This window comes from Burkholderia sp. WSM2232 (assembly GCF_000472545.1).
Lineage (GTDB): Bacteria > Pseudomonadota > Gammaproteobacteria > Burkholderiales > Burkholderiaceae > Paraburkholderia.
This window is the reverse complement of sequence record NZ_AWZV01000012.1, coordinates 210,655-232,374: the sequence shown is the minus strand read 5'-3', so window position 1 is coordinate 232,374 and position 21,720 is coordinate 210,655. Positions and strand designations below refer to the sequence as shown.

16 protein-coding genes and 1 pseudogene are annotated in these 21,720 nt (G+C 61.8%); 6 read left to right on the top strand and 11 right to left on the bottom strand.

Annotated elements, in window-relative coordinates; all coding sequences use genetic code 11:
- Positions 1 to 581 (bottom strand): annotated as a pseudogene (locus F757_RS36555) (hypothetical protein); the annotation flags it as partial.
- A 991-nt stretch (positions 582 to 1,572) separates the two neighbouring features.
- Here F757_RS36555 and F757_RS0113340 point away from each other — a divergent pair.
- Together F757_RS0113340 and F757_RS0113335 are read left to right on the top strand one after the other, a co-directional pair.
- Positions 1,573 to 2,217, top strand: coding sequence for a hypothetical protein (locus F757_RS0113340; RefSeq protein WP_027211820.1), 645 nt, complete (start codon positions 1,573 to 1,575; stop codon positions 2,215 to 2,217).
- 203 nt (positions 2,218 to 2,420) lie between these two features.
- Positions 2,421 to 3,389: a hypothetical protein gene (locus F757_RS0113335; RefSeq protein ID WP_232221401.1), complete on the top strand. Its 969-nt coding sequence runs from the start codon at positions 2,421 to 2,423 to the stop codon at positions 3,387 to 3,389.
- A 9-nt stretch (positions 3,390 to 3,398) separates the two neighbouring features.
- On the opposite strand, the gene F757_RS0113330 is transcribed toward F757_RS0113335, so the two are convergent.
- Together F757_RS0113330 and F757_RS0113325 are read right to left on the bottom strand one after the other, a co-directional pair.
- Positions 3,399 to 4,481, bottom strand: coding sequence for a glycosyltransferase family 4 protein (locus F757_RS0113330; RefSeq protein ID WP_035466756.1), 1,083 nt, complete (start codon positions 4,479 to 4,481; stop codon positions 3,399 to 3,401).
- Positions 4,481 to 5,734 carry an oligosaccharide flippase family protein gene (locus F757_RS0113325; RefSeq protein ID WP_027211817.1) on the bottom strand — a complete coding sequence of 418 codons (1,254 nt, stop codon included), beginning with the start codon at positions 5,732 to 5,734 and terminating at the stop codon, positions 4,481 to 4,483. The genes F757_RS0113330 and F757_RS0113325 overlap by 1 nt, the downstream gene beginning before the upstream one ends.
- Before the next feature lie 367 nt (positions 5,735 to 6,101).
- Between F757_RS0113325 and F757_RS0113320 the strand changes: the two genes are divergently transcribed.
- Positions 6,102 to 7,304 (top strand): glycosyltransferase, encoded by a 1,203-nt coding sequence (locus F757_RS0113320; RefSeq protein ID WP_027211816.1) that lies wholly within the window; start codon positions 6,102 to 6,104, stop codon positions 7,302 to 7,304.
- 79 nt (positions 7,305 to 7,383) lie between these two features.
- On the opposite strand, the gene F757_RS0113315 is transcribed toward F757_RS0113320, so the two are convergent.
- A complete protein-coding gene (locus F757_RS0113315) occupies positions 7,384 to 8,532 on the bottom strand; it encodes an acyltransferase family protein (RefSeq protein WP_027211815.1) in 1,149 nt (382 codons plus the stop codon).
- A 284-nt stretch (positions 8,533 to 8,816) separates the two neighbouring features.
- Here F757_RS0113315 and F757_RS0113310 point away from each other — a divergent pair, with 284 nt between their 5' ends.
- Entirely contained in the window at positions 8,817 to 10,259 is a 1,443-nt protein-coding gene (locus tag F757_RS0113310) for a hypothetical protein (RefSeq protein WP_027211814.1), read from the top strand.
- Entirely contained in the window at positions 10,256 to 11,473 is a 1,218-nt protein-coding gene (locus tag F757_RS0113305; protein WP_027211813.1) for a glycosyltransferase, read from the top strand. The genes F757_RS0113310 and F757_RS0113305 overlap by 4 nt, the downstream gene beginning before the upstream one ends.
- An 85-nt stretch (positions 11,474 to 11,558) precedes the next feature.
- Here F757_RS0113305 and F757_RS0113300 read toward each other — a convergent pair whose 3' ends face one another.
- Both F757_RS0113300 and F757_RS0113295 read right to left on the bottom strand, forming a co-directional pair.
- Positions 11,559 to 13,292 (bottom strand): FAD-dependent oxidoreductase, encoded by a 1,734-nt coding sequence (locus F757_RS0113300; protein WP_027211812.1) that lies wholly within the window; start codon positions 13,290 to 13,292, stop codon positions 11,559 to 11,561.
- Positions 13,293 to 13,463: 171 nt separating this feature from the next.
- Positions 13,464 to 14,078, bottom strand: coding sequence for a DapH/DapD/GlmU-related protein (locus F757_RS0113295; RefSeq protein ID WP_027211811.1), 615 nt, complete (start codon positions 14,076 to 14,078; stop codon positions 13,464 to 13,466).
- 182 nt (positions 14,079 to 14,260) lie between these two features.
- Between F757_RS0113295 and F757_RS0113290 the strand changes: the two genes are divergently transcribed.
- Entirely contained in the window at positions 14,261 to 14,746 is a 486-nt protein-coding gene (locus F757_RS0113290; protein WP_027211810.1) for a hypothetical protein, read from the top strand.
- Between the two features lie 29 nt (positions 14,747 to 14,775).
- On the opposite strand, the gene F757_RS0113285 is transcribed toward F757_RS0113290, so the two are convergent.
- From F757_RS0113285 to F757_RS0113265, 5 genes are all read right to left on the bottom strand, one after another.
- A complete protein-coding gene (locus tag F757_RS0113285; RefSeq protein WP_027211809.1) occupies positions 14,776 to 16,107 on the bottom strand; it encodes a glycosyltransferase WbuB in 1,332 nt (443 codons plus the stop codon).
- A gap of 62 nt (positions 16,108 to 16,169) precedes the next feature.
- Positions 16,170 to 17,312, bottom strand: coding sequence for a glycosyltransferase family 4 protein (locus F757_RS0113280; protein WP_027211808.1), 1,143 nt, complete (start codon positions 17,310 to 17,312; stop codon positions 16,170 to 16,172).
- Between the two features lie 25 nt (positions 17,313 to 17,337).
- Positions 17,338 to 18,294 carry a GDP-L-fucose synthase family protein gene (locus tag F757_RS0113275; protein WP_027211807.1) on the bottom strand — a complete coding sequence of 319 codons (957 nt, stop codon included), beginning with the start codon at positions 18,292 to 18,294 and terminating at the stop codon, positions 17,338 to 17,340.
- A gap of 5 nt (positions 18,295 to 18,299) precedes the next feature.
- Positions 18,300 to 19,418, bottom strand: a complete 1,119-nt coding sequence (gene gmd, locus F757_RS0113270; RefSeq protein WP_027211806.1) for a GDP-mannose 4,6-dehydratase — start codon at positions 19,416 to 19,418, stop codon at positions 18,300 to 18,302.
- Positions 19,419 to 19,474: 56 nt separating this feature from the next.
- Positions 19,475 to 21,709 (bottom strand): polysaccharide biosynthesis tyrosine autokinase, encoded by a 2,235-nt coding sequence (locus tag F757_RS0113265; protein WP_027211805.1) that lies wholly within the window; start codon positions 21,707 to 21,709, stop codon positions 19,475 to 19,477.
- Between the last annotated feature and the right edge of the window lie 11 nt (positions 21,710 to 21,720).

Genomic DNA, 21,720 nt, shown 5'->3' with positions numbered 1-21,720 from the left:
CCCGCGGTTTGAGTCGGCGCGCCGCAGGAAATCGCAGCGCTCGAGGTTGCTGACGGCGAAGGAGACGGTGCAGGTGCAGGAGTTGGGGTGGGCGTCGGGCTGGGTGCTGGTGCTGGTGCTGGTGCTGGTGCTGGTGCTGGTGCTGGTGCTGGTGCTGGTGCTGGTGCTGGTGCTGGTGCTGGTGCTGGTGCTGGTGCCGGTGCCGGTGCCGGTGCCGGTGCCGGTGCTGGTGCCGGTGCCGGTGCCGGTGCCGGTGCAGACGCGGCGACCGCGCGCATCCAGCACGCCTTGTCATACCCGTAGGCCGGATCCGTTTGCGACACCGCGCCCTGATAGCAGCCTACCCCATTGCTAAACGTAGCGGGACTGGTCAGCATCGTCGAGGGGGCATCGGGCGGCACTACGCCAAATACCACAGAAGCCGTGCCAAGAAACGAGCACTTGCCGTTTTCCTGCGCGCACAGTTTGTACTGTTGTCCACCAACCGTGATCGTGCTGGCCTGCGCGTGTGCATTTTGCGCAGCGAAGGATGCCAGCGCGGTTGTCGCGGCAATCCCCATCAACTTCGAATATCGAACCATTGTCCCTGTCTTTGCGAAGAAGAGTTATCCCCGAGGATGGAGCGGCATTAGCGCAAGCACGGCCGTCTTTGTGTTGTCGGATAAAAAGCAAAAGCACGCCCCCCGGACGCAGTGAGGTCCGTCGAAACATTTCAAACGCGGGGCGAGCGAAGACCAGCGCGGCTATGTTTTACGCGCTCATTTCGAAACAGAACGACGAGAACCGCTTGCCTTTCGTTTCCCCTTTAATCCTCAGGATGACTAACTGCTGCGCAAAGCCAGTTCTGTTTGCGTCATCCCTGAACGATCTGGGGTTGGATTCACCGTCTGTCACGCGCTATTAAAACCGGCGGCAGACATCAAGCGGACAGTAAGACAGCACTCGTCTGTCGACTAGCGCGGTTCTTACCTGTCCTGCGCGGCGCCTGGTAGGAGCCGACATGGCAAACTTGCTGAAGCTCACTACGGCCGGCACGCGACAGGTATTACTTACTTGGCGCGCTGGCGGAGGAATTATAAACGTTTCATAACTGCAACGAAGCCATGGCAAGAGGTGATAAGAAGCGGTAACGACGGCATACCCGATCAGGAGCGCAGTGCTTTCGCAAATGCGAGGCTTGGCGCAACACCTGTCTCGCTATGGCGGCGAAAAGGTAAGGTATCTATTCGTCGGCAGATAAGCCAATGGGGGACAGCGTATAGCGCGCCGCACACGTCATATTTCGCCATCCAGATGTGCCCCGCGCGAGTGCGCGTGCCTGCCGTCGCTTAAGGCCGTGTCGGGAACCTGTGAATGCGTGCCAGTCGAAGCAACATGGCCTGATTCGACTGCACGATGGCGTTTTCGCGCGTTATGCAACGCACTGATTTCGTGCGCCACGGTGGTAGTCTGAGGAGAGCAGTCTTCGCGGCAGCCAGCCGTCGTTTTGGGCGGCAGGATCGAAGCAACCAGAATGGACCGCGAAGCATAATTGCCGGCGAACGGCTCAACATCGCTGCGGGAGCGACTGCGATGGGATACAAAACCTACACCCTGATGACCTTGATGGCGGTGAGCAACGCGGCCTTTGCGTGGCAGCCACTGGTCTATCCGATTCGAAGCCAGAGCGCGTATCAACGTAACATCGACAGCGCGATGTGCTACGCGACCGCGAACAAGCAGACCAAGGTCAACATCGCGCGCGAACCTCAAACGCCACCACCCAAACCTGCCGGAACCAAAACGTCGTCGACTGGCGCGCCGTCTCGTCCGCCGTTGCCGCCCAGCACGTTCTCTGCTGCGCCGAGCGGCCCGGCACTACCGGATGGAATGGCGACGGCCGCGCCCGGCTCGGCCGCGGCGGCGAAACCAGGCACCGCCACTGCCGGCAACGCCGCCTCTGCGACGCCTGCGGCACCGGCAAGCGCGGTGCCGGCAAGCGAGACGCCAACTGCGACGGCGAATGCAGCGCACGGGGCCTCTGCGGCCTTGCCGGCGTCAGCAGCAATCGCGGAAAAAGCTGGTTCTGAGCCGGCCACCACCGCTAGCGCGTCCGACGCGTCGCAATCCGGGACGGCCGCTCTGCCGCCGCTGCCAGCGCCGGAACCGCCGATGACGCGCTACTGGGCCGCCTACGGCGCGTGCATGCAGGCGCGCGGCTACGTCGTCGCACAGTAAAACACCGCGAGCGTGGCTTGCGGTGCCTGCATGGCGGCTACCGCAAGCGGACCCCACGCCCGCGCAACCTCGCGAGCAATAACAACATGAATGCAGACACAGCCAATAATTCGGAATGCGAATCGTGTGGAGCGCCGCTCGCCAATCGCATGACGCCCTGCCCTTCATGTCGTGCGCGCAGCGCCCCTTCGTTTGGGGCGCTCGTGCCGACCCTGACCGTGCGGCTCAATGACGCTCGCGCGATGCGCACGCATCGGGTGCGCATGCGAAGAGTGTGGAGTCCATCACGCACGTTGGCCAATCCCTATGCGACCATCGACGAGTCTTTGGCCGGCCCGACTGTTCAGCAGCGGCTGCGCGTGCCGCTTGCACTGGCTACGTCGGCATTGGTCGTGGCGTCGACCGTTTATGTGGGCTTCATATACAACGGCGACAGCGCTGACGAAAACGAGCCTGTCGGTGTCTCCGGTGCGATCACCCGGCAGAAGATCATGCCGCCGGCGGTAGCGCCCATGCGTTCCCCTGCAGCATCGCCTGCGCAAGCCGCAGCCGTCGCTTCCGCCGCAGCTCCGCGCGCCGAGCCGGCACCTGCGCCACGCCCATCGCCGACGGCGTCCGCGGCGACGCTATCTGCCGCATCGCCATTGCTTGCTCGCCGTGGGGCAGCCGCTGTTTCCGCTACGTCCTCGGCCTCGCCCGCGACGCCCGCTTCTTCGAGCACCGCAACTTTGTCAGCGCAAGCAAAGCGCGACTCCGGCGCGACGCTACCGCTTACCCCAGAAGAGAAGGCGCGAGCCGATCTCTCGCGGCACCTACGTGCGGCACGCGCGAGTCTGCAGAACAACAACCTGGTCGCCACAAAGGCCCGCGTCGCCGCGGCCATCGCGGTGCAACCTCAAAGCCGCGAAGCGCAGAGCCTGCGCGCGGCCGTCAACGCCCGCGAACAGCAACGCGATGCATTGCTCAATCTCGCGCGAGGCTGTGGCAACATCGCACGTTGGGATTGCGTGGCAAGCAATGCGAGCAGCGCGCTAGAGCTGGATTCGAGCAGCAAGGAAGCGCGCCATCTCGTCACGCTCGCCATGCACGAGTCAGCGCTCGCGATTGTCGAAACGGTAACGCCAGAGCCGGAACCTGCATCGGACACACGCGACATCAACGCTCATCACTGAGCGAGTGCTTTATAGCGTTTGACGCGCCGATACAGCTGGGCACACCTGCCGCGCAATCGCGCGATATCGCTCGGCCGTGTCTCTCAGCGTGAGCCCGGCAAGCGATCTTTGCACACGCTGCTGTCCGAGCGCTGTGACGATAGCCTCCGCGTAGCCGCTCGTATCGTCCGTATCCACCAGTTGCACGCCAGGAAAGCCATTAGCGAACGCGAACGCCGGTATGCGGCTTGCGACAATCGGCACGCCGGACGCCAACGCCTCGAGAAATGCCACACTGTGCCCTTCCGAGCGCGACGGCATGACGAACACGCTCGATTCAGAAAGCACCGACGCCACGTCGCTGCGCGGGCCGGCTACCAGCACGCGCTCTGCAATGTTCAGCCTGGTTGCAAGCGCAACGACCTCGCGCTGATAGTCAGGGTCTTCCACCACCCCGTATAACGTAAGTTTCGCGTCCCCGACCCGGGAGAGTACCTCGCTGAAAGCCTGCACCGTGAGCAGTTGGTTCTTCACCGACGCATAGCGGCCAATCTGCACGATCTGCGGCACGCTGCCAACGCGTTGGCGCCCGTCGGTAAATGCGAAGCGCGCGAGATCGACGCCGTTGGGCACTACCGTCATGGACGGATGCACGCCGATTGCCTCTATGTAGTCCCTCACGCCTTGCTGCGATACGCCGATCACCACGCTCGCGCGCCCCGACAGAAGATGCTCGACTCGTCTGAAAAGCGGGCGCTCAAAGTCGTTGGTCGCCGAATGCATTACATAGACTACCGGCGCGCCAAGCGGCAAAGCTCGCGCATAGAACGACGGAATGGTGGCATGTGCGAAGATGACGTCGGGGCGAAAGCGCCGCACGGCGACAAACAGATTCCACAGCTTGCCGAGCGCGTGATGCCGCTTCGTCGGAAACCAGCACTGCACGCCGTGCCGTTGCAATTCGTCCGCGAGCGCAGTGAAATCGGCATGCGCAGGCAACAGAGATGCCACGCACACAGCCATGCCTTCAGCGCACTGATCAAGCGCGAGATCTTTTGCGAGCACTTCGGCCCCGGACAAACGCGGTGCCAGTACAAGATGGAAGACACGCATCATGCCGTCCTTGCCGTCAACGTTCTATAAAGCATCCATGCCGCGGCACAGCCGAGGCCCAGCGTCATCGACCATGCAATACCCGTCACGCCCCACCAGCGAACCCCGAGCGGCGCGCTGACAAGCAGCACCACCACCTGAATCGCGGACGCATGTACAGTGGCCCTCGCGTCGCCGATTGCGCGCAGATAGGACACGAGCACCGCAATCAACGCCCCAATTGCCATATTGATGACGAGAATCCTGAAGAGCGGCACCGCGGGTAGCCAGGCCGCGCCCAGAATCAACGAAAACAGCGGTTGCGCGACCAGCCGCAGCACTTCGACAAAAACAGCAAGTCCAATTGCGGCCACGAGCAGATAGATCCTGATCAGCCTCGAAGCAGCCTGGGCACTGCGCCGATGATGCGCGGCAAAAGTGGGAAACAGGTATTGCGACATCGCGATCGCCGCATCGGCGAGCAGCATCTGCGCGAGGCGCGACGACATCTGATATCCACCAAGTTGCGTCGGCCCGAGCAGTTTGCCGACCACCACCTTGTCGAACTGATTGAGCAACAGGTTGATCACGCTGCTCGCCCAGATCCATCGACTGAAATTGACGTACTGGCCGATGCCCGACCATACTGCGCGCACCGGCGGCCGCGGCTTCATCGTGGCCCACGTCAGCGTGCTTTTCAAGGTTTCTCCGGCGACGAGGCCAATCAGCACCGAAGCTGCACCCGCACCGAGATAGGCGAGCACGAGCCCTACCGCGCAATCGACAAAAGCCGCCGCCACTTCCACGCCTGCAATATGCTGAAAGCGCCGCTCGCGCTGCACGACGTAATAGGCCGGCGATGCGAGGCCGCGCAACAGCGGCAGTACCGCAGCGAGCTGGATCAGCACGAGCGAGCCGTCGAGATGAAACTGACTCGACAGCAACGGCGCCAGTGCGACCAGCAGTAATGAAATCAACACGCCGCGTGCGGTGAGCGTGGTCCATACCGCCCCGAGTTGCGAGTGCGTCGGCGCATGTTCGCCCTGAATCACAGCCTGCGCAAGCCCCGTGTCGGACAGCGCCTCCGCAATCGCGACCGCGAGCAAAGCCACGCTCACGCTGCCGATCGCCTCAGGCCCGAGCATGCGGCCAATCGCCAGAAACTTGATCGCCACCAGCCCACGCACTGCGAACTGTTGCAATAACACCCACGTCGCCGCGCTCGCCCCGAAGCTGCTCGCTATCGAGAACGCGGGAAGCCTGATCGCCCGCAAGTGATTCTCCGTCGATTTACGTTGCCGTTCAGCAGTTAATCCAGCTTTTGTCACTCGCTGTTGATGCCGCCGCGGCTGATTGAATAGGTTGCGCCAGCAACCTGGCAATGGTTCATCTGGAACCGTAGGCATGACCTTACCGCGAGAGATTCGCCGTCAACCGCCATCAGCCAGGCCGCTTCAGACGCAGCCCTTGCGCGGTGGTTCGTTTTCCCACACAACGCGCGAATCAGCCAGTTTCGCCGTGGCGGGCAGTGCTAACGTTATTCATCTGATTGCGCAACAGAGCCCGCGGCTCGGACAGTTGCGTCCCGGCCCGCTGAATGACTGGTGCAATTCGTCAACTTCCGCACGTCCATATCCGCCTATGCCTACCCACATGATAGAACCTGAGTTTGTCCTGATCGTTGAGCCCAATCTGACGGGTCACCGCTGGCGCTACGCGGAGTGGATCATGCAGGCCTGCGCGGACGCGGGTTATCCGTGCATTCTGGTCACTGAATGCGCCAATGAAGATCACCGGCTCGCGCGCCGCATTACCGCCGCTGATCGCCCCGATCAGCAGATCGCTTTCGTCGATGCCGAGGAAAGCCGGACTCACCGTTTGCGTGAACGCAATCAGTACTGGCGCTTTCACCACTATTTCGAGCGTGCGTACCAGTTATTGAGTCGCGCACAATCGATCCGGCTGGTTGTCGTGCCCTACGCCGATTATTTCTTCAATGGGCTGCCATTTCTCGGCTCACCGTTCGGCAAGACACCGTGGATCGGCATTACCATGCGCTCCACGTTTCATCACCACAAGGTCGGCATCAAGGCGCCCGATCGGCCAGTCGTCAACGCGATCAAGGCCGGATTGTTCAGGCGTGCCATTCGCACGCCGGGTCTGCGCACCTTGTTGAGCATCGATCCGACCTTGCCAGAATGGGCAACGCTCAATGCACCGAAAGGCAGTGCAAAGGTGGCCTATGTGGCCGACCCCTTTCCTGACGAGCGCGCCGAAGACCCGGCACTCGCCCGCGAGCGGCTCGGCCTCGACCCGGAGCAGCGCTATTTGCTGGTGTACGGCGCAATCACGGAACGCAAGGGCATCTACGAGCTGGTTCACGCGATGACTCGCCTTGAGCACGGGCCTACGCTGATCGTCGCCGGCGAACAGGATGCAAGCATCCGGCATTTCATGCGCAACCACGTGCGCAGTCTCACGCCCGCGCCCGTAGTGCTCGACTCGTTTATTTCCAACGACATGGAGCGCGACCTGTTTTCGGCCTGCGATGCGGTGTGGCTCGGCTACAAAGGTCATTACGGCATGAGCGGCGTGCTGGTGCAGGCTTACCGCTTCGGCAAGCCGGTAATCGCGACGGAAGACGGCTTGATTGGCTGGTTCAGCAGGCGCTGTGAATTGGGACCGATACTGAGCGACCTGAGCTCTGCGTCGATTGGCAAGGCCATTACCGAGGCAATGACCTCATGGCCTCACGCGCACGCAGCGGCAGCTTCACGCGACAATCTGCTTTCGCAGAATACGCTCGGTGAATTCAAGCAAACCTTGCTGCAGCAGATGGCGTGATTCGAAGACCGCCCGCATGAAGCGCACGTGCCGTGCGCCGGCCCCGAGCCGGGCACGTCGAACCGTCATGCATAACTGCTCAGGATAACTGCCCGCCCGCGACCGGCACTTCTTCCCGCACGGAACTGCTGCGTTTCTCGGGGAACAGCGCATTTCGCATCAGTAGAAACGGGTATTCGATCGCCCGCGTGGTCACATAGCCGATGGCAATAGCAATGGCGAACTGCGCGGCAAGCGCAACGAGCCAGATCACGGCCGGCGCGAAGCCGAGCGACGTTGCCTTGCGAATGAGCATGTCGCCGGGAGCAAGCGCCAGCGAATGCCACAGATAAATACCGTAAGAATACAGACCGACCCACGCGACGCCGCGATACATCCACGTCTTGCGCAGCGATCCTGAGTACTCCAGCACCAGCACGATAAGCGCCGCAAAACCGAGCGCCTGAATCGTATAGCCGACACTTTCGTCGAGCGCAATGTTCTTCGTGGCGAACGCGAGCCATGCACACAGCAGCACCACACTGCCGATCAATAGCCACTTGCGCCGCGCGATCTGATGATAGATGCCGGGCTTCATCCAGTAGATAGCCGAGAGAATCACGCCGATGAGCAAGCTGTCGATGCGGTACTGCGTGTACGCAAAGGCGCCTTCCAGGTTGCCGCCCGCGACCGCAAAACAACGCGCTATGAGCGTTACCGCACAGATGCTGGAAAGCACGCCGACAATTGTCCATGCGCCGAGCCGCCAGCGTGAGAAAACCAGTAAGAGCGCAGGCAGTGCCAGATAAAAATGCTCTTCTACCGCAAGACTCCATGTCTGCGTGATCGACGTGCCCAGATAGTTCTGCAAATGCGTGAGGTTCTGGAATAGAAAGGTATTCCACGGATGCCTGCCGACTAACACATGAAACAGAACGAGTACGTAATACGCCGGCCAGATACGGAACATACGCCGAACGATGAAGCGCCGCGCGTCGACGTGGCCCGTCTCCGCGTATTGCCGAAGCAGCAGTCCGCCTACCAGAAAGCCGCTTAGAGTAAAGAAGAGATTGACACCTTCTCGTCCGAAGTTCTTGAGTGGGTACTCGATAATCTGAATCACCACGTTACTGGTGTGAACAGCATGAAAGTGAAAGCCCATCACCGCAATGATCGCGATGCCGCGAACGAAATCCAGCTCGATCGCTCGCCCGGCCTTTGCGGGTCCCGTCCCGCCGAATAGCTTCATGTTGTTCTCCCCTGATTTCAGTTTATTCGGACGCCTTAACCTGTTTGCATCTTCGGCGGCAGCAAGCCCATACGAGCGCCAAGATCAAGGCATTCACCGACAACATCGGAGAGCTTGCGTGCGTCTTGCAGGCATAGCCCTTTCCACTGTCGCCAGAATCCAGGCAGGCGGCGACGAACCGCAAATGGTCCTGCGCGCAAGCATAAAGTTGCGCGCACAATGACCCGACGCGAGACCGTCCGCTATAGACGACGGCAAATGACGGCGACGGGGAGGAAACAAGAATGCGCCATCAGTATGCAACGCCATGGATATGGATTTTCCTGCTACCACTTGCGCTGGACTATAAGGCCACCAACGCGACCACCGGGCACTTCGCCCAGTTCATCTTTGTCGTTCCAGCAGTGGCAGCGGGACTCGCCCTTCTGCTGATCGCACCGCGCTTTCACGAGCGCTCCCGGCTTCGCTCAATCGTCACCGCCAGCATGTTCCTGTGCGTGTTCGGCAGTGTCGTTCCGCAGCTCATTCAGGACAACGACAGCGGCAATTATCTGCGCGTGCTGCTGCCGTTCGTGCTGTTTCTGCTTGGCTATCTGGTCGCATGCCGACCGTGGAGTGAGCAGCGGATTGCTCACTTCGAAAAGGCGCTGTTCGCCGGCAATGTGATCAGCCTGATATTTACTTTCGTGTACGGCATCGCAACGGGCGGCGGTCTCGAAGACGTACGCTTCCGGATCATCTCGGTCACGCTGCTCGGATTGCAGGGCGTGCTGCTGCATGAGTTCGTCGTCGCAAAGCGCTACACGCCATACACGGTGGCCGTGTTTGCCGTCACGGTCATTGTCGAATTGCTGAGCGTCACGCGTAGCCTGCTCGTGGGCACGGTGCTGCTGTTTCTGATCGCAATGGCGCTCAGCGCGCCGTCGATACGGCAGATATGGCGCGCTGTCGCTCGCGGCATAGTGGTAGCCACGGTGCTGGCGGGCGTGGCAGGTATCGCGATACTGGCGGTGCCGAATGTCGCGGAACACTGGTCGCAACGTATCTTCTTCTCGGAAGCAACGGTTTCAGGCAAAGATCCGACCACCATCACGCGTCTTGCCGAAATGCGCGACCAGTACGACCAGGTAACCGCCACGCCCGAAACGCTGCTATTCGGCGCGGGTTATGGACACTACTACCGCTATTCGCCCGACTATTTGCCGGATCTTGCGGGCCAATTCAGCAAGCAGGATTTCTACGCGATCAACGAATGGGCCGCGGGTCACAACTTCTGGGTCTATCAGTTCTTCGCAGGCGGGCTCGTGTTCGGCATTGCCATGCCGCTTGCGACGCTCGGCGCGCTTGCGCTGTGCTTCTTCTCATACCGCTACTGGCGCAAGGTCGTGCCCAATGCGCCAATGCTGCCGGTGCTCGGCCGCGCGATCATGCTGTTTGCCGCATTGCCGGCCACCTCCATTGGCGGCAATCCGCTCGGGCCACGCTTCTCGGGTCTCGTATTCGGTGTCGGACTGGGTCTCATGATCGCTACGTTCACGCGCTTGCAGCTTGCGTTGCCGGCACGCGCAAAGCACATGCGCACGGCTCGTCCTATGCGGCCCGCCGCGATGCCGGACTTACCTGGTCGCATTCAACCCGGTATGGGACGTGCGGACCTTGCCAGCACGCTCGGCACGTCGCACACGGCGCGACTGCCAGGCTCCAACCGGGCGGACATTGCGCGATGAAAATACTCCACGTGCTTGCAAGCGTCGACCCACGCGCGGGTGGTCCCGTTGAGGGCGTTCGCCGCAGCGGCGTTGCCATGCAGAATGCGGGACACGACATCGAAGTTGCGACCTGCGATTCCCCGGACGACGCCTATCTCGCGACCTTCCCGTTTCCCGTCCATGCATTCGGCCCGGCCTCGAACCGCTACAGCTATAGCGCCCATCTCGCGCCCTGGCTGGCCCGTCACGGGAAGCGATTTGACGCAGTCATCGTGCATGGCTTGTGGCAATACCACGGCTTCGCGACGTGGAAAGCGCTGCACGACAGCGAAGTACCGTATTACGTGTACGCACACGGCATGCTCGACCCGTGGTTCAAGCAGGCGTACCCGCTCAAGCATCTAAAGAAGTGGCTTTACTGGCCGTGGGCCGAGTATCGCGTGCTTCGCGGCGCGCGTGCTGTAATCTTCACGACCGAAGAAGAGCGCACGCGAGCGCGTCAGTCGTTCTGGCTCTATCGGGCACGCGAGCGTATCGTGCCTTTCGGCACCACCGTTCCCGAGGTGGATGCAGCATCGGTGCGCGAAGCGTTCTTGCAGGCTGTGCCCGCAGCGCGCGGCAAACGTGTCGTGCTGTTCCTCGGCCGCGTGCATGCGAAAAAGGGCTGCGACCTGCTGATCGACGCGTTCGCGCGCGTGGCCCAGCGCGAGCCCACGCTGCATCTGGTGATTGCCGGCCCCGACGAGACCGGCTGGGTTGCAAGCCTGCGAGCTCAGGCACAGGCGGCTGGAATCCCGCATCGCCTGAGTCTGCCTGGCATGCTGCAAGGCGATCTGAAATGGGGCGCCTTTCACGCGAGCGACGTTTTCGCACTGCCGTCGCACCAGGAGAACTTTGGCGTGGCGGTAGCGGAGGCGCTGGGCTGCGGGCTGCCCGCGCTGATCTCCGACAAGGTCAACGTATGGCGTGAAATCGAACAGGACGGCGCCGGGCTCGTCGCACCCGATACCGTCGATGGTACTGAACGGAGTCTCGTACGCTGGCTCGAACTCGACGACGCAGCGCGCGAGGCCATGCGTGTGCAGGCCGCGCGCACATTCAATGCGCGCTTTCGCGTGGAGACGATGGTGAGCGCATTAACGACTCTGCTTGAAACGAAGGGTGCCCAGCCTGCTGAGCTGGAGAACGACACGCTCCCGGCGTTGCACGAGGCCGCTCAGCCCGGCCGCTGACCCGCAATAAAAATCACGGCGCTCGCAGGAGCGCCGTGTCGATTTGCAGCGACGGCGCGTTCGCGCCGTCTTCATCGTTTTTACTTCACTGCTCTTTCATCAATGACGTCAAGGTCGACGCGGCGATCGGCAGTGTCTCGACCGGAGACTGCGCCGGCACGACCGGGCTATGGGCCGCATCGACGCGAGTACTGCCGGCGATATGCGGAACGTCCAGTTGCCGCGCTAGATGCCCTGCAAGCCGCAGCGCGAGCGCCGCAATCGTGATGGTCGGGAAATTGGCGCCGACAGTCGGAAACACCGAACTGCCTCCCACATACAGATTGCTGATGCCGTGCACTTTGCAATTGCGATCGACGACACCCTCGCGTGGCGAATCGTGCATACGTGTGGTGCCCATGTGATGCCAGGTGCCCTCCAGCTTCTCGGGCCACGCTCTGCCTTCGAGCGGGGCATCGAGCTCCACGTCGGCAATGCGCGCCAGTTGCAGTTCTCTCGCCAGCCCGGCGAATGTTCTGTCGAACGTACGCTTTACCTGGTCGCCCAGGCGCCATTCCACTTTCACCCGGGGCATGCCGAAACGATCGCGTTTGTCGGCACTAAGCGTGACGCGGCTGTCCGGGTCGGGCACGGCTTCGACAATCGCCTGCAGCGTCACGTCGGTGATGAGCGCGGGCCATTGCAGCAGTCGGGTCAGGCCGTATCCGACCGTATGCAGTGGATGCGCTGCCATTGTCGCGATGTCGGCCCTCAGGCTGCGCCCCGGCTGGTCCTTGTGCATGAGCGCCTCCTTGCAGCGGATCAGCGCTTCGGAGCCCGCGCTGCCTTCGCCGTACCAACGCGAATAAAGCCACACGCGAGAATTGAGCAGTTTTTCGCGCTCCATCATCTCCTGCTTCGGTGCGAATTGCGATGATATCTTCGTACCGTGCGCGGACACCGCCGCGTTCTGGTAGTGATATTTGATGTCGTAGAGCTTGTTGCGCGCCACACCTGGCCGGAAACGGACCTTTCCGCTCATCATGCGCGGGTGGTCCATGAAGTAGCGTCCCACCAGATCGTTAGCATTGCCAAGTCCCGCTGCGTGGACGTTGTTCGACGCGAGCAGCAGCCGCGCGTTTTCTATTCCGCCGGTAGCGAGTACGAAAATGCGCGCCTTCACCGACATTCTCTGGCCGCTCAATGTACCCACCTGCACGCGGGTAATCGTCGTGCCTTGCGCATCGGCGTCGATATTCAGGACGTTTGCGTGCAGGAAGACCCGCACACGCGAGGAGCGGCCCAACTCTTCGCGATACACCTTGCCAAAGCGCAGAGGCGGACTGAACTGCGCAATCGTATCGCGCATGTCGCCGCTGCCAAGTGGTATGCGCCGCACGTCGGAGCGGCCGATTTCGCGTTCCCAGTATGCCGGGTCGAAGTTTTGCGGCCCGAGCTTCAGCAATTCATGTGTGCGCGCGTAGTACGGTGCGAGTTCGTCGAGCCCGAATGGCCAGCCGCTGTGTGCAATCCAGTCACGTTTCTCGAAGTCCCACGGATCGAGCGGGCGGCACCAGCCGCCCCAGCAGTTGCTGCTGCCGCCGAAATAGCGGCTGCGCGAGCCATCGGCGAATCGATACGGCAGCCCTGCGTTTTCTCCGCGGTATAGGTCGCGTGTGTCCTCGTCGGGCGCAAAGCCGCCGCTCTCCAGCAGGCACGCGTCCACGCCGGCATTCGACATTTCACGCGCGAGCGTGATACCCGCCACACCTCCCCCGATGATGCAAACCGTCGTTTCGATGACCGTATTCTGTTCGACATTGCGAGTATCAATGTACATCCGCAGCTCCCGTTTTCTTCGTCATGATTTTGTAGGGCGTCTTCAGCGCGCCAGCCGATGGCCGGCGCCCATTGCACCCCTATGCCGTGGCCTCGCGCATAACTGCCGCGCTTGCCACGACGTCGGTCTCCTCAGCGTATAAAGGCTGCGGATCTAGTTCTGTGCTTCAGGTCACGGAAGAAAACGCTTCCGTAGGAAACGACACGGATTGCCGCCATACACTCCCCCGGCTTCGAGAGAGCGATGCACGACGGACAGAGGCGTGACCACCGCCGAGCGACCGATCGTCACACCCATTTGCACAACGCATTTGGACGTGATCCACACACCGTCCTCGATGACGATGGGAGCAACATGCAGGTCCATCGTCGTGCTCATGTCGTGCGAGCCGGCCGTGAGGAACGTGCCCTGAGAAATACATACGTTCGAGCCGATACGAATGGGCGCCTGGTTATAGATCCATACGTCGACGCCAAACCAGCACTTGTCGCCTACTTCCAGATTCCACGGCGCCTTCACACGCAACGGATGAACAAAACGGCATCCGCTACCGATGCGCGCACCGAACAGACGAAGCAACGCAACGCGCAAAAATGAAAACGGCAGCAGTTTGTTGTTGATCACGCAGGCCTCGAGCACAAACCATACAAGCTCGACCAACGCACTGCGCTGCGCGCTGTAATTGCCCTTGCCCGCGAGACTGAGGTCGATTACGCGAGGCTCAGCGCCGCCCTCTGCGGTTTGCGGCGCATATACGAGCCGCGGATCGTCTGCAATGTTGCCCATGGTTTTCATCCTCTTCCTGTACGCCCTTGCAATACACAGGGTTACTAATCAATTTGATTGTGTGTCATGGACCGCCTCGCGATCTTCTCAAAGTGGCCGTGCAGGCAAGCGTTTTGGCGGCTGCGTGCATGGATTTTGGCGCACGATCTCTTCATTGGACTGCATCGACCCCGGGGACCACAATGACCACTACGCTTCGCCACACCGCCTATTGCACGCTTCTCGTCACTGCTGCGTACGCAGCACCCACGCTTGCTCAGAACGCCGCTCCCGCCCGCGCACCGGCCATGACCGCGACGGCTCCGACCGGCTACGGCGCGCCCGTGCCCGCTCCCCTCGATCGCCGTGCGACGCAGCGCAAGCGGGAGCAGAGCCTGCTCGGAGCACCGGACGCATACGACGTTGGCATTGCGCAAAACGGCAACCTCGACGACGCGCGCCGCACAGCCTTGCTGGACGAACAACGCATGACCGCGAACGGTGTTGCGCCAGGCGGCCAGCAAGGTGCGGCCGTAAAGCGCAAGGCGCCCGAGGGCCAGTTGCGCGTCGCCGATGCCGCAGCTCGTCCGCGTGCTGCGGAGAAGCTGCTGCCCGAAGGCGCCGCCAAAGCGACCTACTCCGATCCCTACGCGACCGGTAAGCGCTCCGTCTACCGGTCGCCGTGGTAAGCACACGTTCATGACGGCCGCGGACCGGTTCACTCCGGCGCGGCATCCTCGGTGGTGGCCGGCTTCGCATGCGGCACCGCTACCGCGGAAGGCCTTGCGTCAAAGTACGTAGTGCTCGGCTTCCAGCGTTTTCTTCCTGCCGCGCGGCAAAGCGTGCCGACACGCTCCTCAAATGCACTTATCGTCGTATCCGGCGAAAGCGCGGTTTCCGCATAATCGCGGGCTGCGCGGCCAAGTGCCGCGCGCCGCTCGGTATCGTTTGCGAGCGCATTGATTGCGCCCACCAGCGCCTTCACATTGTCTGGCGGCACGACCACACCGCGCGCATGCACCGCCTCGTGCAGTGCGGTTCCGCGCCGTGCCATTGCAATCGTCGCGCGGCCGCTGGCGAACATGCCGGTCAACTTCGACGGCATGACGAGATCTGCGGCGTCGCCGCGCTGCGGCAGCACGTGAATGTCCGCCAGATTGAGCAATTCGTTGAGCCGCTCCGCCGGCTGCAGCGGAAGAAAGATGCAGTTGGGCAACGCCGCGCAGCGCTTCGCGAGGCTGTCTCTAGCGGCCCCATTGCCACAGAAGACAAACGTGAGATCGGCGCGCGTTGCGAGCGACGCCGCCGCTTCCGCGAGCGTTTCGATACCCTGCTTGGCGCCCATGTTGCCCGAATACAGAACGACCTTCTGCCCGTCGGCGAGCTTGAGCTCGCTGCGGTACTCGCTCGCGCGCGTCAGCGGGTAAATTGTCGACACGTCGACCCAATTGGGAAGACACACCACTTTCGAAGGCGCCACGCCTTTCGCTGTCGCGCGCGCACTCATTTGGCGGGTAATGGACGAGACAGCATCGAAGCGCCGCAACAACTGGCTTTCTATCCACCGCGCGAAGCGCGCCGCACGCGAGCCTTTGAGCAGGCCGAGTTCGAATGCGGCGTCCACTTCGTAATCCTGAATGTGAAGCCACGCACTGGCACGCGTGAGGCGGGCGATCGCGAGCGTCGCCGGGGCGCACATCAAAGTCGGCGCAATCAACAGGACCGCGTCAGGTCGCCAGAATGTCTGCCATGCCAGCACCGGCAGCGAAGTTGCCGCGAAGCTTGCCAGATGAATCATCCGCTTCAGGCCGCCCGGCCGCGACGGCACCCACAGCGGCGCGCGCCAGACCGAGACACCATCGCGTTCCTCGCGCCGATAGCGCCATGCGGCATACCCCGCGGAAACGCGCCATTCCGGGTAGTAAGGCGGCGCACATACCACCCGCACCTTGTGCCCGCGACTCGCCAGCAGTGCAGCCATTTCGGCCGTATATTTGCCGGTTCCCGTGAGTTCGGGCGCGTAATTAAGGCCGTAGATCAGGATCTTCATTGTGCGTGTCTGAACGTGTTAAGGCTTCCATGCCCGACCTCGCGGCGGCGCCGCGAGGCCCGTCAATCGCTCAGCATCAGCGCACAGCCCCGGGCAATGTTGGCGGCTGCAGAAGGCGGATCAAAGCGGCGAATGACATCCATGCAACGGTGTGCGGTTCCGCTCGCATCGGCAAAGGCTTCCATTGCCTTGAGCAGCGTGCGCTGCAATCCCGGCACGTCGCCGGCCGTGAACGAATAGCCACTCACGCCGTCTGTCACGAGTTCCGGCACGCAGCCGCAGCTTTCGCTCACCACGGCCGGGCAACCATGCGCGAGTGCCTCGTTCACCACCAGGCCCCACGGTTCGCTGAAGCTCGGCAATACGAGGCACGTCGCGCGGTAGTATTCGCGCGTGAGCGGCTCGTCCTGCAGGCTGCCTGCGAAAGTCACCGCATCGCCCAGTTGCAGGTCGGCCACTTTTGCGCGCAAGGCATCGCCCATCGGCCCGGTGCCGACAATGCGCAAGCGCGCGGCGGGAATGCGCTTGCGCAGACCGGCAAACGCCTCGATCAACGTGCCGACCCCTTTCTCTTCCGAAAGACGCCCAACGTACAGAAACACGGGCGAGTTGCCGGTACGCGCGGCGACGCGCTCCGCCAACGCACGCTCCGGCGAAAACGAGCCGGGCAACGCAGCGGCCTGACACGGTACGAAAATCTTGTCGCGCTTCGCACCGAGCGAGAGCAGATATTCGCGGCTGCGCTCGCCGAACCCGAAGTAGCCGTCGCAAAGCGAGAAAAACACCCGCTTCGGAATGGACGTGATGAGCTTCTTCGGACGGTCGCGTCCGGTCGAATCGCAGAACACCGCGCGCCGCTTGCCTGTCACGATGCACGCCGCGAGCATCGCCCAGTATTCCGGACGGTGATAGCCGGGCAACACAATCAGGTCCGATTTCGCTTTCAGCACTTCCCACGTGAGCCGCGCAATCATCTTGAACGTGGGCACGTCTTCGTAGCAGCCGTCGAACAGCTTCTGCATCGGATACCGGTGATATGAATAATCGACCTCGGAAAAACCGAGGCGATCATGCTCGGTATCCGCAATCTGCACCATCGAATAGCGGATTGCTCCGGATGCCGAAATATTATGCAGCGCAGAAAAGACGACACCCTTGTGACGCGACCATACGACGTTGTGGAAGATGGTGACTGATGCACTCATTTTCATGCTGCTCCTCGAAAACACGTCATTGCATGGCAGCCGCGGTCGCCGACCCGGCATGGGATTCGACGAATTCCCGATACGTCGACGCGATTCCCTGCTCGAGGCCAATTCTGGCTTGCCAGCCCATCTGCGCAAGGCGCGATACATCCAGCAGTTTGCGCGGCGTGCCGTCGGGTTTCGACGTGTCGAATACAAGCTCGCCCCCGAAGCCCACCGCTTTGCAGACGCACTCCGCGAGCTCGCGAATCGACAGGTCTTCGCCGACCCCCACGTTAAAAAGCCCTTCCATCACGTTGTTCTCGAGCACGAAAAGAGTGGCGGCTGCGAGGTCGTCGACGTGCAAGAACTCCCGGCGCGGCGTGCCCGAGCCCCATACCGTCAAGCTGTCGGCGCCGCTCAGCTTCGCTTCGTGCGCCTTGCGCAAAAGCGCCGGCAACACGTGGCTGCTCTTCAGGTCGTAGTTGTCGTTGGGACCGTACAGGTTGGTCGGCATTAGCGAGACGTACTGCGTGTTGTACTCGCAGTTGTATGCCTCGCACAGCTTCAGTCCGGCAATCTTCGCGATCGCGTAGGCGTCGTTGGTCGGCTCCAGCGACGAGGTCAGCAGATACTCTTCACGAATCGGCTGCGGACACTGCTTCGGATAAATGCACGACGACCCGAAGAACACCAGCCGCTCGACTTGCGCTCGATACGCAGCGTGAATCACATTGGTTTCTATCACCAGGTTCTGATAGATGAATTCGCCCGGCCGCGACGCGTTGGCAAGAATGCCGCCCACGCGCGCCGCGGCAAGCAGCACGACGTCAATCTTCTCCCCCTGGAAGAAGCGGTTCACGGCGGCTTGATCCATTAGGTCCAGCTCCAGGCGCGAGCGTGTGACCACGTTCGTATAGCCAGCTGCCACGAGCTGTCTGACGAGAGCAGAGCCGACCATGCCACGGTGGCCCGCGACAAATATGCGTGATTGTTTGTTCATCGCAATCACTCGTGATGTTCGAGCGCCGTGAAGCCGGCGAGCGTGACGAGTGCGTCACGACGTGCAATCTGGAAGTCCGAGCGCACCATCTCCTTGACGAGCGAGGCGAACGGCGTGGTCGGCTGCCAGCCGAGCTTCGCATGCGCTTTCGACGGATCGCCAAGCAGGGTCTCGACCTCGGCCGGCCGGAAGTAGCGCGGATCGACCCGCACGATCACGTCGCCGGGCGACATCCTCGTCTCGCGCCCTTCGACCTTCTCCACAATGCCGATTTCGTCGACGCCGCTGCCCTCGAAACGCACGGTCACGCCCAGTTCGGCCGCAGCGTGCTGCACGAATTGGCGCACGCTGTATTGCACTCCGGTGGCGATAACGAAATCCTCGGGTTGCTCCTGTTGCAGCATGCGCCATTGCATCTCGACGTAATCACGCGCATGGCCCCAGTCACGCAACGCCGAGAGATTGCCGAGGTACAACGTTTTCTGCATACCCACCGCGATACGCGCAATGGCGCGGGTAATCTTGCGGGTCACGAAAGTCTCGCCACGCACCGGCGATTCGTGGTTGAACAGAATCCCGTTGCATGCATAAAGGCCATAGGCTTCGCGATAGTTGACCGTAGTCCAGTATGCAAACATCTTGGCGACGGCATAAGGGCTGCGCGGATAGAACGGCGTGGTCTCCGACTGCGGCACCTGCTGCACGAGCCCGTAAAGTTCGGACGTCGACGCCTGGTAAAAGCGCGTCTTATTCTGCATACCTAAGATTCTGATCGCCTCGAGAATCCGCAGGGCGCCAAGACCGTCGGCGTTGGCCGTGTATTCCGGCTCCTCGAAGGAAACCGCAACATGGCTTTGTGCCGCCAGGTTGTAGATCTCGTCCGGCTCCACGCGCTGAATCACACGCAGAAGGCTGGTCGAGTCGGTCAGATCAGCATGATGCAGAAAGAGATGCTGCTCCGGATCGTGTGGATCCCGATACAGATGATCGATCCGGTCTGTGTTGAAGAGCGACGACCTGCGTTTGATGCCGTGCACGTCGTAGTTTTTGGCGAGCAGAAGCTCGGCGAGGTACGACCCGTCCTGCCCCGTGATCCCCGTGATCAGCGCGACCTTGCGTTTCATGAAGGCTTCTCCAGTTAACTTTTTTAAAACTTGTAGCGAGAAACTTCGTCGCGATTTCAGCCCGCGATGCTGTCGTACCCGTAATAGCCACCCTGGTACCCCGAACCGAGGAACGCCCCTTCCTGGGGTACGTCGGTGAGCAGTACGCCTCTGAGTCCGACGCCGCCGTTACGAAGACGCTTGGCGGTTTCGGCAATTTCATTCAACGGATGACGGCCGTGGCGCACCACCAGCAGCGTCGTGCCCGCATGCTTGCCGATCAGCGTCGAATCCGTCACGGCGAGTACCGGCGGCGTATCGATGATGACCAGGTCATAACGGGTCTTCAGTTCTTCCAGCATCGACTCGAATCGCGAGCTCATCAGCAATTCGGAAGGATGCGAAGGCAGCGTGCCTTTGGCGAGCACGTCGAGGCCGGGCAGCACGTCGCGCTGGATCATGGCGGTCAGATCGCCGCCGCTCAGCACATCGGAGAGACCAGGTTGATGCGCGATGCCGAAATGCGAGTGCACGTCGCCGCGCCGCATGTCGCCGTCGATAATCAGCACACGCTTGTTCGCCGATGCGACGAGCGCCGCCAGGTTCACCGAGAGGAACGATTTGCCGGCATCGGGCCGCGAGCCCGTGATCATCACCACGTTGTTCGCCGCGTGGTCGAGCGACAGCTGCAGCGAGGTACGCAGGTTGCGCACACCTTCGACGGCAATGTCTTCCGGCGCCTGCTGTGCGAGAACATGCAGACCGCGACGGCGCAACATGACGTTTTCCTGCAAGCGCAGTTGCGTCTGGCTGCGCGGCACCACCGCGAATACCGGCACGCCGAGCACCGCTTCCAGTTCGTCCGGACGCTCCACGCCGCCGTACATGGCGCGCTTGAAGAAGGTCAGCAGAATGCCGAGCACCAGACCGCCGCCGAGCGCGATGAGGATTGCAATCACCCGCTTCGGACGCACCGGCTCATCGGGGGCCTCGGCGAAGTCCACCACGCGCACGTTGCCCACCTGGCCGGCCTTGGCGACGCGCAACTGCTGCGCGCTGTTGAGCAGGTTCGTGTACAGCTCTGTGTTCACGTGCACGTCGCGCAACAGACGCAGCGCGGTCTGCTCGGTGTCGGGCATCACGGAAACGCTGCGGTTCATGTTGTTCTGCGCGCCTTGCAGGGCCGCGATTTGCGCATCGAGCGAGGCTACAGCCGGGTGATTCGCGGTGAAACGTTGGGACATCTCAGCGCGCTGCGTCTGCAGATCGAGCAGCTTCGTCTTGTTGTCGACGATCTGCTGAAGCAGCAGGCGGCTTTCTTCGCCAAGGTCCACCGTTCCGTGCGTGTTGCGGAACTTGTTATAGCGCTGTTCCGCGTCGTCAAGCTCCTTGCGCAAGCCAGGCAATTGCTGGTCGAGGAATGCGAGCATGTGCTCAGCTTCCGTCGAGCGGTTCGCAACGTCCTGGCGCACGAATTCACGCGCCATGCTGTTGACGATCGCAGCGGTCAGCGCGCTGTCGCTGCCTTCGAGACTTGCGCGGATCACGCCGGACTGAAGCGTGGTCTCCTGGACGACGAGCGCCTTTTGCAAACGGTCCACGGTGCTCAACGTCGACGCACGCTGCAATTCGAACTGCGCGCCCGGCGCACCGGTCAGGGCATCCACCCGCAAGGCGATAGGACCGTCGGCCGTGTCGGTTTCCACCGTTTCGCCGACATGCCCGGACAGGATCGCAACGCCGTTCCTGTCGCGCAGCACGTACGAACGGTCGTTGCCCGCGATCAGCGTGAACGTCGTGTCGTACATGTCCTTCGACGTATCGAAGCGCGATACGGAAATGCTTTCGTTGCCCCAGGCATAACCCGACAAGTTGATGAACTGGGGCAGTTTGAAGCCCCACTGCCCGTTCACCAGCCCCGCGATCAGCCCGCCGACAAGCGGCATATAGCGCGGCGTCGCCGTGATGTCGAGATGCAGCTTCTTGACGGTTTCCTCCGTCACGAGACGCGATTTGAGCAGCTCGATCTCCGCGGCTGTCGACGGTTTGGTGTCGAACATGCCGGTGAGCGGCGGCAAGGAATCCTTACCGTTCGCGTTGGCATTGGCCGTCTTGTCCTCGACGTGGAACAGTACGTCCGCCCGGTACGTCGGCGGAGCAAGGAAAGCGTACGCGCACCCCAGCGCGAGCGCGATCAGCGTCACCGTTGCAATGGTGCGCCAGCCCCGTACGATAGTCCGGAGATAGTCCGACAGATGCAGCTCGTCCGGTCCGGACACGTCGGTATAACGGTTCTCGAAGTTGATTGCCATTTTTGGTCACC

Bases quoted from the DNA above. Each gene is read 5' to 3' on its own strand.
- F757_RS0113265 (WP_027211805.1), bottom strand. From the start codon at position 21,709: ATGGCAATCAACTTCGAGAACCGTTATACCGACGTGTCCGGACCGGAC.
- F757_RS0113295 (WP_027211811.1), bottom strand. From the start codon at position 14,078: ATGGGCAACATTGCAGACGATCCGCGGCTCGTATATGCGCCGCAAACC.
- F757_RS0113275 (WP_027211807.1), bottom strand. From the start codon at position 18,294: ATGAACAAACAATCACGCATATTTGTCGCGGGCCACCGTGGCATGGTC.
- gmd (WP_027211806.1), bottom strand. From the start codon at position 19,418: ATGAAACGCAAGGTCGCGCTGATCACGGGGATCACGGGGCAGGACGGG.
- F757_RS0113285 (WP_027211809.1), bottom strand. From the start codon at position 16,107: ATGAAGATCCTGATCTACGGCCTTAATTACGCGCCCGAACTCACGGGA.
- F757_RS0113280 (WP_027211808.1), bottom strand. From the start codon at position 17,312: ATGAGTGCATCAGTCACCATCTTCCACAACGTCGTATGGTCGCGTCAC.
- F757_RS0113340 (WP_027211820.1), top strand. From the start codon at position 1,573: ATGGGATACAAAACCTACACCCTGATGACCTTGATGGCGGTGAGCAAC.
- F757_RS0113305 (WP_027211813.1), top strand. From the start codon at position 10,256: ATGAAAATACTCCACGTGCTTGCAAGCGTCGACCCACGCGCGGGTGGT.
- F757_RS0113290 (WP_027211810.1), top strand. From the start codon at position 14,261: ATGACCACTACGCTTCGCCACACCGCCTATTGCACGCTTCTCGTCACT.
- F757_RS0113320 (WP_027211816.1), top strand. From the start codon at position 6,102: ATGCCTACCCACATGATAGAACCTGAGTTTGTCCTGATCGTTGAGCCC.
- F757_RS0113310 (WP_027211814.1), top strand. From the start codon at position 8,817: ATGCGCCATCAGTATGCAACGCCATGGATATGGATTTTCCTGCTACCA.
- F757_RS0113300 (WP_027211812.1), bottom strand. From the start codon at position 13,292: ATGTACATTGATACTCGCAATGTCGAACAGAATACGGTCATCGAAACG.
- F757_RS0113315 (WP_027211815.1), bottom strand. From the start codon at position 8,532: ATGAAGCTATTCGGCGGGACGGGACCCGCAAAGGCCGGGCGAGCGATC.
- F757_RS0113330 (WP_035466756.1), bottom strand. From the start codon at position 4,481: ATGCGTGTCTTCCATCTTGTACTGGCACCGCGTTTGTCCGGGGCCGAA.